Below are 12,652 nucleotides of genomic sequence, written 5' to 3' on the forward strand. Positions count from 1 at the left end.
ATGCGGTTGCCAGCTAAAAGCTGACAACTACTTTTAACCTATTTATGGGCGCTTGCCACAGTTTCTACAAAACATGTGTTCGCTGCGCTCGTTAAGCTGAACTTTTATGGCTTTATTGGCTTCTAGTTTACTCAGCCCTAGTTTATAACGCAGATCTTCAAGATGACTGAGGTGATCCTCACTGAGAGTGCCGTTAGTGATCTGTTCATGTACTGCATTTTCGAATACTTGACGGCGTTTGCGTACTTGCTCTGAAAAGCTCGATGCAAGTAAGCCGGTAGGCACTGCAACCATTCCCATACTCACTAGGGTGATTACTCCACCAAATAGTTTACCAATAGGGGTTATAGGTACTACATCGCCGTAACCTACGGTAGTTAGCGTTGCCATAGCCCACCACATTGCTGCAGGGATAGAGCCAAATTTATCGGGTTGTATGTCGTGTTCAAGCAAGTAAATACCACAAGAGGCTAAAATAAGTACCACGGCCATAATAAAAAAAGCCGCTAAAAGAGTACTGCCTTCATCAATAAAGGCTTGTAAAAGCAACTGCATAGCACGCGAATAACGGGTTAACTTAAATACTCGCAGTAATCTTAAAACCCGTAAAAAACGCAAATCTAGCATAAAGAAAAACATCAGTAAGCTTGGTAATATAGCAATTAAATCAATTAATGCTAAAGGCGAAAAAATATAGTGCAAGCGTCGTTTACTGTTTGAGCCCTCAATAGCTGCATATTTAACTCTGTCTACACAGGTCCAAAGCCGTATTATGTATTCAATAGAAAATATAGTTATGGAAACAATTTCTAATAAGAAAAACTCTTCATAGTACTGCATAGCAATACTCGATACAGACTCAAGTACAATGGCAACTACGTTCACCATTATGAGACAAACCAGCATTACATCAAGTATGTGCCCCGCGCGCTGATACTCTCCAGAGGCTTCAAAAGTGTGCGCAATTTTTTGTCTAAGTTTTCGTATATAGTTCATTTATAGTTTAAGTACCATATTTATACTGCCTTCTTCAAAGTCGCGGCTTATTTTAAAGCCCAATTTACGCGCAAGCTCAATCATGCCGGTATTCTCTGGTAAAGTAATCCCTTCAATAGATTTAACTCCTTGGCGCTTACAGTGCTCAATTGCGGCTGTCATTAATATACGACCTAGGCCAAGGCCTTGGCAGTCTGAGCGCACTACAACGGCAAATTCGGCCTGTAAATTATCAGGATCCATAATAACGCGCGATACGCCAAGAGTACGAGGCTGCCCTTGATATGTTTGAGATACAATAAAGGCCATTTCACGGTCGTAATCTATTTGCGTCATTTTAGCGAGTTGGTCGTGATTAAACTGCCTTAACTCCCCAAAAAATCGTTTATAGCGATCCTCTTTAGTTAAAGACTGATCGAACTGCTGATGTGCTTGCTCATCTTCTGGTTTAATTGGGCGCAGCGTCGCTTGGGTATTATTTTTTAACGTTACGGCCTCTACCAATTCAATCGGGTAGGGGCGAATAGATAAACGTTTACGATGCGTTTGCACTCGATAGCGGTTAATGGTCATGGTGGCGTCCAGCACTAAAAATTGCCCATTACTGGCTAATATAGGGTTGAGCTCTAAGGAACTAATGTCGGGCTGATCAATTACTAACTGCGAGATGCGAGTAAGCAGTGCGCAGAGCCGATATTTATCTACTTTTTCGGGCAGGATACGATCCTTTAGTACGCCTTTATCGTGCGCCGCGGCAATTAAGTATTTTGCTAGGTTCATATTTAGCGGGGGCAAAGCTACTGCTGCTTGTGCGTATTCAAGGCCGGTGCCTGCTTCTCCTAGTAAAATAACGGGACCAAAATTAGGCTCTGTTTTTATTGCTATTCGCAGCTCGTTGGCTCCGGCACGCGGCGCCATTTTTTGTAGCGAAAAACCATCAATAATGGCATCGGGATAAGTGTTCTTTATTCTTAATAACATCGAAAAAGCAGTTTGCTCTACTTCTTGAGCGTCATTTAAGTTAAGCACTACGCCACCCACTTCAGATTTTGAAGGAATGCTTGGGCTAATTAATTTTAGCGCCACCGGAAACCCTAACTCAATGGCTTGCTCTTTTGCTTCTGTTGGCGTGTAAGCCACTTCGGTTTGAATACACTCAATACCGTAATGACTTAAAATTTGGCTCGCTTGATGGGTCGGTAAATAACTTTGTCCTTCTTCTAAAAATTCATTTACTAAGGCTTTAGCTGCCGACTTATTAATTTTTGTATCTACGGTATTCGACTCAGGTGTTTGGGTTAAATGCTTTTGATTGCGTCGATAACTAACTAAGTGCATAAAGGCCCCAACAGCGCCCTCGGGAGTACGATAAGTTGGGATCGCGTTATTAGCGCAAACACGCCTAGCAGCATAGGCGGCATCTTCACCGGTAAAGTTAGTAATAACATACGGGCGCGCCATTTTTGGGAGTGCTTGTAAGGTTTTAACAATAATATTTGCATAGTCTTCGCTAGGTGCTAGCGCAGATGGAGTGTGAATAATCAGTAAGTTTTTTACTTCAGGAGCTTTAAGTAGAATTTCTAACGCCTGCTTATAGCGGCTCGGGGCTGAGTCACCAAAAATATCCACCGGGTTTGAGGCCTTCTCTGAGCGAGGAATTACTTTATTGAGTGCATCACATGTCTCGTCACTCAATTGCGTTAATTTACCTGAACTTTGTATTAGCTCATCTACTGCCATTACGCCAGGGCCGCCACCATTGGTTAAAATAGTGAGCTGCTCTACTTTTAATAATTTTGGGTGCATGGCTAATGTTTGCGTTGCAGCAAATAGCTCGCGTAAATCGTTTACTCTTAACATACCCGCGCGCTGAAATAGAGCATCGTATACCGCATCTGAGCTATGCGCTATTCCCGATTGAGCTTCAGCGGCAATAGCGCCCGCATGGGTCCTGCCCGTTTTAATTACAATTACGGGTTTGCTAAAAGCAGCCGCTCGAGCGGCTGAAATAAAGCTGCGACTGTCCTCAATGTTATCTATGTAGAGCAAAATAGCCGTAGTTTTAGCATCGCGACCTAAAAAGTCGAGCAATTCAGTAAATTTAATATCCAGACAATCGCCCATTGACACAAAGTAAGAAAAGCCAATTTCTTTATTTTTTGCCCAATCTAAAATGGTTGAGCACACTGCCGCCGATTGTGAAACGAAAGCGAGTTTGCCAGGGCTCGCTACGGTATGTGAAAAGCTGGCATTTAGGCCAATATGAGGAATTAATAACCCTAAAGAATTTGGGCCCAACAGCGTAACTTGATGGCTACGTGCGCACTCTTTTAAAGTTTGTTTTTGTGCGTTACTTAAGCCGTCAGCAATTATGATGGCATTATGACAGCCCAGTTTTCCAAGTTGCTCAATAATAAGGTCTAAGGTGTTTTTATTGGTACAAATAACCGCGAGATCAGGTACTTTTGGTAGGGCATCAATACTAGGGTATGCCAGTACACCATGTACCGCAGTGTGGTTTGGTGTTACTGGCATAATTGGCCCTTTAAAACCACTTTGCAATAAGTTACGCATAACTACGTAGCCAGCGCGGGTTGGCGTGTTTGATGCCCCAATAACGGCTACTGAGCTTGGGTTAAAAAACTGACTGATCCGCTTGAGACTCATGGCTTTTCCTATGCTGATTAATCTTTGCTATCTATTATTTCACAATGTACTCTGTTTATATTATATTATATTTTCGAGCGTTTAGGGTTGTTTTAGGCGCTTAACAAGGGAGTTTTAATGAATAAAACATCTAACTTTAATATTGTTATTGCGGCTATTTGTTTAAGTATAGGCCTAATTAGCTTAGGATTTATTTTAAAAGGTGCTGCGCTTGATATCAAAGGTATGGAACGTACCGTACAAGTAAAAGGATTGGCTGAGCAAGAAGTGCTGGCCGATACTGTGATCTGGCCACTGCAATTTAGTGATGCCGACAATAACTTAGAAGCGTTAGTGAGTAGAGTTGAGGGCAAAAACGATGCAGTAATTGCATTTTTAAAGTTACACGGCTTTGATGATGAAGAAATTAGCACTGGCAGCCAATCAATTATAGATAAGCAAGCTCGCGAATACGGCAGCGAAAATCAACAATTTAGATATATAGTGCGCTCTAATATTATTGTTTATTCAAATGCGCCCGACAAAGTAAAAAATGCCCTGAGCAAGGTAAGTCAGCTGGCTAAGCAAAATATTGCCATAGTGCAAGATAACTACGAAACCCGTGTGGAGTATATGTTCACTGGTTTAAACGACATTAAACCAGCAATGGTACAAGAGGCCACCGAAAAAGCCCGTGAAGTTGCGACTAAATTTGCCAAAGACTCAAATTCAAAATTAGGTAAAATAAAAACGGCTCGCCAAGGGCAATTTAGCATTAGTGATCGTGACTCTAATACGCCGCAAATCAAAAATATTCGCGTGGTTACGAGTGTTGAATATTATCTTTCTGACTAAGTAAATTAATCACTTGAGTTATTGAGCGCTGTAAATAGGCAGCGCTTAATAAAAGCGTGGTTTCGTTTACCGTATTGCTTTGTAATACATTTAATAATTGCTGTTTTGCTTGTGCATTTTGCTTTTGCTCCATTTCCATTAATGCGAGTAGCGCCGAGAACTCATGCTTTATTGGCGTAGTCGGTTTATTTGCATAAGCAATATAACAGGCAACTGGCGTTAACCCTTGCAGGTTAGGCTGTGCCAGCGCTTTGAATAAGTCATCGTTAGATTCAAATAACATTAACGAACGTACATAGTTAAATGGTAAATTATCTGCATCAGGGTGTTTAAATACAGTATGCAACACAGTGTTACCGGCCTCATTTTGCGCCAAAAAACCCTTGTTAACTTTAAGTGCAGGTGTAAAAAAGCTTAATGCGTCTAGGGTGCTTAGTTGGCTAATAAACGATGTTGGTAAAGGGTTATTGGTTAAAATACGGATTGCCACATTTTGCATAAAGTTATATTTAACACTCATTCGCTGCGCGCTTTGATACAAGTGCATTAATTGGCTTGCTTGCTGAGCAGGGGTTAACTGCTTAAAGTCGTTATCAAGCTCGTCGAGTTGATACTTAGCAAGGCGTGCGTTAAGTAATTGTATGCATAATTCCATGGCTTATCTCCTTAGTTTATTATTACCTAGCCAGAACACTGGTTAAGAGATTTACTAATGTATTGAATCATAGTTATATTTAATTTTATTATCCGGAGCTCAGGTTACCTACTCTAGCTTAAACAATTGGCTTATAAAACAAAAAAAGGCCGCATAAGCGACCTTCTATATTGTTACTGAGTTATTACAAGTTAAGCTTGTTTACTTGCTATCCACTGATTAACAAAGTTTTCTAGTACGTTAAGTGGTACAGGGCCATTTTTAAGCACTACGTCGTGGAACTGGCGAATATCAAACTTATCACCTAGTTGCTGCTTTGCATTTTCACGTAGTTCTAAAATCTTCAGCATACCCACTTTATAAGCAGTTGCTTGCGATGGCATTACAATGTGACGCTCAACCATTTTAACCCCGTCAGAGGTCGCATTAGGTGTGTTATTTACGTAGTAATCAATACCTTGTTGGCGGTTCCACTGCATAGCGTGAATACCTGTATCAACCACTAAACGTGCTGCGCGCCATAATTCCATCGAAAGGCGACCAAAGTCAGAATATGGGTCTTCGTATAAGCCCATTTCTTTTGGTACTAGCTCAGAGTATAAACCCCAACCTTCAATATAAGCAGTGTAGCCACCAAATTTACGAAACTTAGGCACGCCTTCTAGCTCTTGCGAAATAGCAATTTGCATATGATGTCCCGGAATGCCTTCATGATAGGCTAGTGCTTCCATTTGGTAAGTAGGCATAGCTTCCATGTCGTAAAGGTTAGCGTAGTAAACACCTGGGCGAGAGCCATCTGGTGCCGGTTGTTGATAAAACGCTTTGCCAGCTGCTTTTTCACGAAATGCCTCAACGCGTTTTACTATCATATCGGCTTTTGGTTTTACAATAAATAACTCATCAAGACGCGACTTCATATTATTAATTAGGTCGGTTGCTTGACTAATATATTGCTCTTTAGCAGCATCAGTATTAGGTAAATAAAACTGCTTGTCGGTTTTCATAAACTGCATGAAAGCGGCTAAATCGCCTTTAAAACCTACTTTATCTTTTATGGCGCGCATTTCGTCATGAATACGAGCCACTTCAGCAAGGCCAATAGCGTGTATTTCTTTTGCTGTTAGGTCTGTTGTAGTAGTGCGCTTTAACGCATTGTTATAAAACGCTTCGCCGTCAGGAAATTTCCATGCGCCGTCGCGGTTATCTGCGCGCTTTTCAAGTTGGGCTATGTAATTAATCAGTTTAGAGTAAGCCGGTTTAACAGCCGACTTTAAAGCATCTACTGCATCAGCGGTTAGGCTGTCTTTTTCGCTTTGACTGATCTCTAGTTTATTAACTTTACGTTTAAAGTCGCTAAGTAAAGTAGAGTCGTCGTCTTGCTCAAATGGAGCGCCTTTAATAATATTTTTGCTTGAGTCGATAACATGCGGGAATACAAACTTAGGGGCAATAATACCTTTTTCAGCACGTACTTCTAAATCAGTAATTAACTGATCAAATACTGCTGGCACACCGTTTAAGCGAGATATATACGCTTTAGCGTCTTTTACATCACTAATTGAGTGTTGATTAATTAAAAATGCAGCGATCATAGAATGAGTGCCGTACATTTGGTTTACCGGGTAACTGTGGTAACGCCATTTGAAGTCAGCAATTGAGTTTTCAAGATCTTGTTTTTTTAAGTCGTAACTTACTTTAGTTGCATCATCAAGCTGAGCACGATTAATGCTATTAAGCGTTACTAAGTCAGCTTTGGTTTGTGCAAAATCTTTTAATTTTTTAGCTTCGCTACCATCGTCCCACTTGTCGTAATCTTGCTTAATACCCATGTATGTTTGATACACAGGGCTGCTCATTACGTCGCGGTTAAAGGTATCTTCAAAAAAAGCATTCGCTTTGTCTATTTCATTTTGTACTGGTTGTGCTTGTACTGCTGGTGCTGTTGTTACTTGTTGTGTAGCTTGCTGGCAACCAGCAAGTAGTGCAACACTTACTGCAGCTGCAATAAAAGTAAATTTACGCATTATTTATCCTCTTGATGTTAGAAATTTATTATTATAATTTTGTAGAACCTAGCGTTAAACGAATAACTCTAGCAGATCATTTAAAAAGCGCTGACCTTTTAGTGTTACTTGCCAATGGCTATTAGTTTGTATTAATAAGCCCAATTTAATTGCCTGTTGTAGCGCGTGTTGTTGGCTTTGTAATGGTTGCTGTGTAAGCGCATTAAAGTCGTTAATAGGGCACGGCTCTACTAGACGAAAGCGGTTCATAAAAAACTCAAATGCTAAATCGTCTTGTTCAACCTGCCAGCTTTTAAACAAGTAAGGTTTGATCAGATCCATGTAACCACGCGGGTGCTTAACTTTTTCGGTGCGGGTTATTATGCCTGTATTTGCATCAGTTACCTTACCATGCGCGCCACAACCAATACCGATATAATCGCCAAAACGCCAATAATTTAAGTTGTGTTGGCATTGATAGCCAGGCTTTGCATAGCCTGATATTTCGTATTGCAGGTAACCTGCTTGCGCGAGTAACTCTTGGCCTTGCTCTTGAATGTCCCACAGCGTTTCGTCTTGTGGCAGGGTAGGCGGCTTAGAAGCAAATTGTGTATTGGGCTCAATAGTTAGCTGATACCAAGAAATATGCGGCGGGTTAAGGGCAATAATTTGCTTTAAATCACCCAGTGCATCATCGAGTGTTTGCCCAGGTAAGCCATGCATTAAATCAAGATTAAAGCTATTTAACCCCGCTTCTTTGGCTTGCTCTGCGGCGTAGTTTGCCTCGTCGCTGCCATGAATACGGCCAAGCGCTTTAAGCTTGTCGTTTTGCATGCTTTGCACACCAATAGAAATGCGGTTAATACCTGCTTTTACATAATCTTTAAAGCGGCCAGTTTCAACAGTGCCAGGGTTTGCTTCAAGAGTTATTTCGCAGTTATCTTCAAGCCCAATAAGGCTTTTAACTTCACTAAGTAGGCGTGTGTAAGCTGCGCCAGTTAATAAGCTAGGTGTGCCACCACCAATAAAAATACTATGAATTTTACGCCCTTGGACTAAATGCAGGTCGGCTTTTAAATCATCAATTAAATGCTGCACATATTCAGCTTCAGGAATTTCACCTTTTTGTCCGTGGCTATTAAAGTCGCAATATGGGCATTTTTGCACGCACCAAGGAACGTGCACATATAAGCTTAGTGGTGGTAGGTTCACAGGCCGCCTTTTAGCTTAAGTTGCTGTAGTAAATTTTGTAATGCTTGACCGCGATGGCTAATGGCATTTTTTTGCTCTTTTGTCAGCTCGGCACTGGTGCAATTAAGCGTAGGTACAAAAAATACCGGGTCGTAGCCAAAGCCGCCTTCGCCATTTTGGGTTAGGGTTATTTCACCTTCCCAACTGGCACTACAAATAAGCGGAGTTGGGTCATTAGCGTGACGCATTAATACCAGTACACACCAAAAGCGTGCTGTTCTAATTGGGTTATTATCCAGCTCAAGTAGTAGCTTATCTATGTTATCTTGATCAGTTGCACCTGCTCCGGCAAAGCGCGCAGAGTACACACCTGGCGCACCATTTAAACCATCAACTTCTAATCCAGAGTCATCAGCAATAGCAGGCATACCGGTAATTTTGGCTGCATGGCGGGCTTTAATAATGGCATTTTCTACAAAAGTGGTACCGGTTTCGGCCACTTCACCTACGTTAAAGTCGCTTTGCGGCACAACATTAATATTGAGCGGGCTGAGCATGTTTGCAAGTTCATTTACTTTGCCAGGGTTGCCTGTGGCAAGTACTAAAGTTTTTATCATAAGTTATTTAATCTACGTAAAATTTTTGCTGAAACTGTAATTTTTGAAATTGTGAGTCTTGCTGTATTTCAATCTCAAAACGTAAAACTTCTTCGTTAGTGTAGTTAACTTGAGCAAGGTAATAAATTGCATCGCCTTCAATTACTTCTTTAAAGTTAAGCGTTTGTTTATTGCCAAGTAAATTTTTAGCTGTGCCTTTTAATACGGCCTTTTGCGCTGTGTTATCGGCATCGTTAGCTAATATAGATATATTAACAATCCCTTTGTAGCCGCTACGCTCAAGACCATAAGCTTGGGCTATTTTAGGTTGCACAAAGGTTGAAGGAAAAGCAATGTAATGTACTTGCCACTGACCTAACTCTTTGTACTGCGCGCCTTGCATTTCTTCACTTTGCGCGTTAAACGCAAATGCCAAACAAGCAATAAAAAAAAACTTAATTAAACGGTTCATTATTAACTCCTAAAAACATGTAAAAGAGAGGCCATAAGGCCTCTAAAAATTTAGAGTATAGGCTTTTAAATTTAGTAAAAAATGTAACTAGGGATAAGAACTCCACTCAAGAGGATCTGTAAAAACTGAATTGCAATAATTAATATCAATACTGATAAATCCAACCCACCCATAGGCGGAAGAACTTTACGAATAGGTTTTAACATAGGTTCAGTAAGCTGATGGAATACCGCTTCAATAGGGTTATAGCCCTGGCTTACCCAACTTAAAATAGCGCGAATGATAAGGATCCAAAGCACTAAATTAAATATTTTAAATATTGTTGTTATAAATGCATCCATAAATACATGCGGTGTATTCCAAATGTAATGAGATACTAATACAAGAGTACTAATTTTGGCTAGAGCAACAAAAAATGCCAGCAATAGCGAGGCTAAATCAAGGCCTCCAAACCCAGGAATAATTTTACGCAGTGGCTTTACCGCGAACGAGGTGGCTTTAACCACAAATTGGCTCATTGGGTTGTAAAAGTCGGCTTTTGCCCACTGTAGCCAAAAACGCAGTAATACCACCATTAAAAATAAGTCAAACAGGGTACTGATTAAAAATTGCATGGCATTCATAATTTAACCTTCTTAAAGTTCTTGTTCCATTTGCTGTGCACGCGTAATACACGCATCCATAGCATCGGCAACGGTTTGGGTTAAGCCTTTATCTTTTAAATGCTCAACGGCTGCATGCGTAGTACCACCTTTAGATGTTACGTTTGAGCGTAACTGCGAAATGGTTATATCGGGTTGGCTGAGTGCCATTTCGGCAGCGCCAAGTGCTGTTTGTTGTACTAAGCGACGTGCATCTGCATCGTTAAAGCCCAGTGCTTTGGCCTTCTCTTCTATGGCTTCCATAAATAAGAAAAAATAAGCAGGCGATGAGCCTGTAACCGCAATAATATCGTTAATTTGCGATTCTTGTTCAACCCACACTACAATGCCAGTGCATTCAAAAACTTGTTGTACAAATTCGTGCTCGCTTGGCGTTTCGCCCGCGCCATATAAACCTGATACACCACGCCCAAGCAGCGAAGGTGTATTAGGCATGCAACGTATCATTTTAACGTCTTGGCCAAGCATTTCGCGCAAACGCTTTACGGTTAAACCAGCTGCTACCGAAATAAACAGTTTATCGCTAAAGTCGACACCTGACTCCTGAAACGATTTACATAAATCGCCCATCATTTGTGGTTTAACAGAAAGTACAATTACGTCAGCATCGCGCAGGGCTTCGTTATTGTCACTGGTGGTTTTTACCTTGAAATCGGCTGCTACTTTGGCCAGCTTTTCTTGGTTACGGTTTGTGGCAATAATATTGTTTGCATTAAACCCATTTTTTACCATGCCACCAATAATGGCGTAGCTCATATTACCTGTGCCTATAAATGCGATTGTTTTATCTGACATATATCTGTTATCACCTTTTAAGTTCGTGTGCCAAAAATGTCTGTGCCGATCCTCACCATGGTTGAGCCTGCACTAATTGCAGCTTCAACATCATTGCTCATCCCCATCGACAAAGTATCTACTTGAGGATATTGGGTCTGTAGTTTATCAAAGCAAGTTTGTAATTGCTTAAAATATTGAGTTTGCGTTGTAATATCGTCACTTTTAGCCGGAATAGCCATCAGCCCGCGTAAAGTTAATTGCTCACACTGGTTAATAAAACTGGCCAGTTCGGCTACTTCATTAAGTTGGCAACCCGACTTAGCTTCCTCATTACTAATATTTACTTGAATAAGCACATTAAGCGCGGCTTTATCGGCTGGTCGTTGGCTGTTTAAGCGTTTCGCTATTTTAATTCGATCAACACTTTGCACCCAAGCAAAATTGGCCGCCACTTGTGCGCTTTTATTTGATTGAATAGGGCCAATGAAATGCCAAATGATATCGCTATATGTATGTAGTTGCGCTATTTTATCTATAGCCTCTTGAACATAAGACTCACCAAATTGGCGTTGGCCATGCTCGTAGGCAGCAATAATATCGGCACTTGGTTTGGTTTTGGATACTGCAAGTAAGGTTATTTCTTTACTATTTCGTTGGGCGTTTTTTGCCGCTACTGCAATTCTAGCGTAGGCGGATGTAAGTCGTTCTGCTATTGTAACCATATATTTATCAGTTAGTTGTGGAGTCATAAATGGATATTACCGAATTATTGGCGTTTAGTGTGCAACACAAAGCATCCGATTTACATTTATCATCAGGGGTTTCACCTATGATACGCGTAGATGGCGATGTGCGGCGTATTAATATACCAGCACTAGGAGACAAAGATGTAAACAACCTAGTTTACGATATTATGAACGATAACCAGCGCAAGGACTACGAACAAAATCTCGAAGTGGATTTTTCATTTGAAGTGCCTAATTTAGCACGTTTTCGTGTTAATGCCTTTAATACTCACCGTGGACCTGCTGCCGTATTTCGTACTATTCCCAGTGAAGTGCTCACATTAGATGATTTAGGCGCCCCCGATATTTTTAAAACCATTGCCGATACTCCCCGCGGCTTAGTATTAGTAACTGGGCCTACAGGGTCAGGTAAGTCGACAACACTAGCGGCTATGGTTGATTATATAAATCAAACAAAACATCACCATATTCTCACTATTGAAGATCCAATAGAGTTTGTCCACGATAATAAATTAAGTCTGATTAATCAGCGAGAAGTACATCGCGATACACATAGCTTTAAAAATGCGCTACGCAGTGCACTACGTGAAGATCCCGATGTAATATTAGTTGGTGAATTACGTGATCTAGAAACCATTCGCCTGGCAATGACAGCAGCCGAAACTGGTCACTTAGTATTTGGCACTTTGCACACCACCTCTGCACCTAAAACCATTGACCGTATTATAGATGTATTCCCAGGTGAAGAAAAAGCCATGATCCGCTCTATGCTCTCGGAATCATTACGTGCGGTAATTTCGCAAACCCTGCTTAAAAAAATTGGCGGTGGGCGAGTAGCTGCTCACGAAATTATGCTTGCAGTACCTGCTATTCGTAACTTAATTCGTGAAGATAAAGTGGCGCAAATGTACTCGTCTATTCAAACTGGCGCTTCGCATGGAATGCAAACGATGGATCAATGTTTAACAAACTTAGTTAATCATGGCATTGTTACCAATATTGCAGCGCAAGCTAAAGCGCAAGACAAAACTCAGTTCGGTGGTTAAGGAATAC

At 41.0% G+C, this 12,652-nt stretch carries 12 protein-coding genes; 2 read left to right on the plus strand and 10 right to left on the minus strand.

The features are described 5' to 3' along the window. Positions 1 to 42: 42 nt before the first annotated feature. Positions 43 to 996 (minus strand): ion transporter, encoded by a 954-nt coding sequence (locus tag HC000_RS03140; protein WP_179806945.1) that lies wholly within the window; start codon positions 994 to 996, stop codon positions 43 to 45. After that, the gene (locus HC000_RS03145) at positions 997 to 3,663 is read right to left on the minus strand and encodes a bifunctional acetate--CoA ligase family protein/GNAT family N-acetyltransferase (RefSeq protein ID WP_179806946.1); all 2,667 of its coding nucleotides are present in this window, start codon (positions 3,661 to 3,663) and stop codon (positions 997 to 999) included. A gap of 117 nt (positions 3,664 to 3,780) precedes the next feature. Here HC000_RS03145 and HC000_RS03150 point away from each other — a divergent pair, with 117 nt between their 5' ends. Beyond that, the gene (locus tag HC000_RS03150) at positions 3,781 to 4,497 is read left to right on the plus strand and encodes an SIMPL domain-containing protein (protein WP_179806947.1); all 717 of its coding nucleotides are present in this window, start codon (positions 3,781 to 3,783) and stop codon (positions 4,495 to 4,497) included. On the opposite strand, the gene HC000_RS03155 is transcribed toward HC000_RS03150, so the two are convergent. The 8 genes from HC000_RS03155 to HC000_RS03190 form a co-directional block, all read right to left on the minus strand. Then, a complete protein-coding gene (locus HC000_RS03155; RefSeq protein ID WP_179806948.1) occupies positions 4,466 to 5,152 on the minus strand; it encodes a hypothetical protein in 687 nt (228 codons plus the stop codon). The two genes, HC000_RS03150 and HC000_RS03155, sit on opposite strands and share 32 nt — an antisense overlap. Before the next feature lie 191 nt (positions 5,153 to 5,343). Beyond that, positions 5,344 to 7,176, minus strand: a complete 1,833-nt coding sequence (locus HC000_RS03160) for a DUF885 domain-containing protein (protein WP_179806949.1) — start codon at positions 7,174 to 7,176, stop codon at positions 5,344 to 5,346. Between the two features lie 54 nt (positions 7,177 to 7,230). After that, complete coding sequence (gene hemW, locus HC000_RS03165) at positions 7,231 to 8,367, minus strand: radical SAM family heme chaperone HemW (protein WP_179806950.1); 1,137 nt, start codon at positions 8,365 to 8,367, stop codon at positions 7,231 to 7,233. Continuing rightward, complete coding sequence (locus HC000_RS03170; RefSeq protein ID WP_086993672.1) at positions 8,364 to 8,963, minus strand: XTP/dITP diphosphatase; 600 nt, start codon at positions 8,961 to 8,963, stop codon at positions 8,364 to 8,366. Before HC000_RS03170 ends, hemW begins: the two co-directional genes overlap by 4 nt. Positions 8,964 to 8,970: 7 nt before the next feature. Next, the gene (locus tag HC000_RS03175; RefSeq protein WP_179806951.1) at positions 8,971 to 9,414 is read right to left on the minus strand and encodes a DUF4426 domain-containing protein; all 444 of its coding nucleotides are present in this window, start codon (positions 9,412 to 9,414) and stop codon (positions 8,971 to 8,973) included. A 71-nt stretch (positions 9,415 to 9,485) separates the two neighbouring features. Further along, entirely contained in the window at positions 9,486 to 10,037 is a 552-nt protein-coding gene (locus HC000_RS03180; RefSeq protein ID WP_179806952.1) for a YggT family protein, read from the minus strand. 12 nt (positions 10,038 to 10,049) lie between these two features. Further along, on the minus strand, positions 10,050 to 10,871 hold the full coding sequence (gene proC / locus HC000_RS03185) for a pyrroline-5-carboxylate reductase (protein ID WP_011329253.1): 822 nt from the start codon (positions 10,869 to 10,871) through the stop codon (positions 10,050 to 10,052). Positions 10,872 to 10,888: 17 nt separating this feature from the next. Then, the gene (locus tag HC000_RS03190; RefSeq protein WP_179806953.1) at positions 10,889 to 11,602 is read right to left on the minus strand and encodes a YggS family pyridoxal phosphate-dependent enzyme; all 714 of its coding nucleotides are present in this window, start codon (positions 11,600 to 11,602) and stop codon (positions 10,889 to 10,891) included. Between the two features lie 2 nt (positions 11,603 to 11,604). Between HC000_RS03190 and HC000_RS03195 the strand changes: the two genes are divergently transcribed. After that, on the plus strand, positions 11,605 to 12,645 hold the full coding sequence (locus tag HC000_RS03195; RefSeq protein WP_086993664.1) for a type IV pilus twitching motility protein PilT: 1,041 nt from the start codon (positions 11,605 to 11,607) through the stop codon (positions 12,643 to 12,645). Positions 12,646 to 12,652 lie beyond the last annotated feature (7 nt).

This window comes from Pseudoalteromonas sp. MIP2626, from assembly GCF_013414205.1.
GTDB lineage: Bacteria > Pseudomonadota > Gammaproteobacteria > Enterobacterales > Alteromonadaceae > Pseudoalteromonas > Pseudoalteromonas nigrifaciens.

Coding starts and splice junctions, on each gene's coding strand:
- HC000_RS03140 (WP_179806945.1), bottom strand. CDS start 996: ATGAACTATATACGAAAACTTAGACAAAAAATTGCGCACACTTTTGAA.
- HC000_RS03145 (WP_179806946.1), bottom strand. CDS start 3,663: ATGAGTCTCAAGCGGATCAGTCAGTTTTTTAACCCAAGCTCAGTAGCC.
- HC000_RS03150 (WP_179806947.1), top strand. CDS start 3,781: ATGAATAAAACATCTAACTTTAATATTGTTATTGCGGCTATTTGTTTA.
- HC000_RS03155 (WP_179806948.1), bottom strand. CDS start 5,152: ATGGAATTATGCATACAATTACTTAACGCACGCCTTGCTAAGTATCAA.
- HC000_RS03160 (WP_179806949.1), bottom strand. CDS start 7,176: ATGCGTAAATTTACTTTTATTGCAGCTGCAGTAAGTGTTGCACTACTT.
- HC000_RS03170 (WP_086993672.1), bottom strand. CDS start 8,963: ATGATAAAAACTTTAGTACTTGCCACAGGCAACCCTGGCAAAGTAAAT.
- HC000_RS03175 (WP_179806951.1), bottom strand. CDS start 9,414: ATGAACCGTTTAATTAAGTTTTTTTTTATTGCTTGTTTGGCATTTGCG.
- HC000_RS03180 (WP_179806952.1), bottom strand. CDS start 10,037: ATGAATGCCATGCAATTTTTAATCAGTACCCTGTTTGACTTATTTTTA.
- proC (WP_011329253.1), bottom strand. CDS start 10,871: ATGTCAGATAAAACAATCGCATTTATAGGCACAGGTAATATGAGCTAC.
- HC000_RS03190 (WP_179806953.1), bottom strand. CDS start 11,602: ATGACTCCACAACTAACTGATAAATATATGGTTACAATAGCAGAACGA.
- HC000_RS03195 (WP_086993664.1), top strand. CDS start 11,605: ATGGATATTACCGAATTATTGGCGTTTAGTGTGCAACACAAAGCATCC.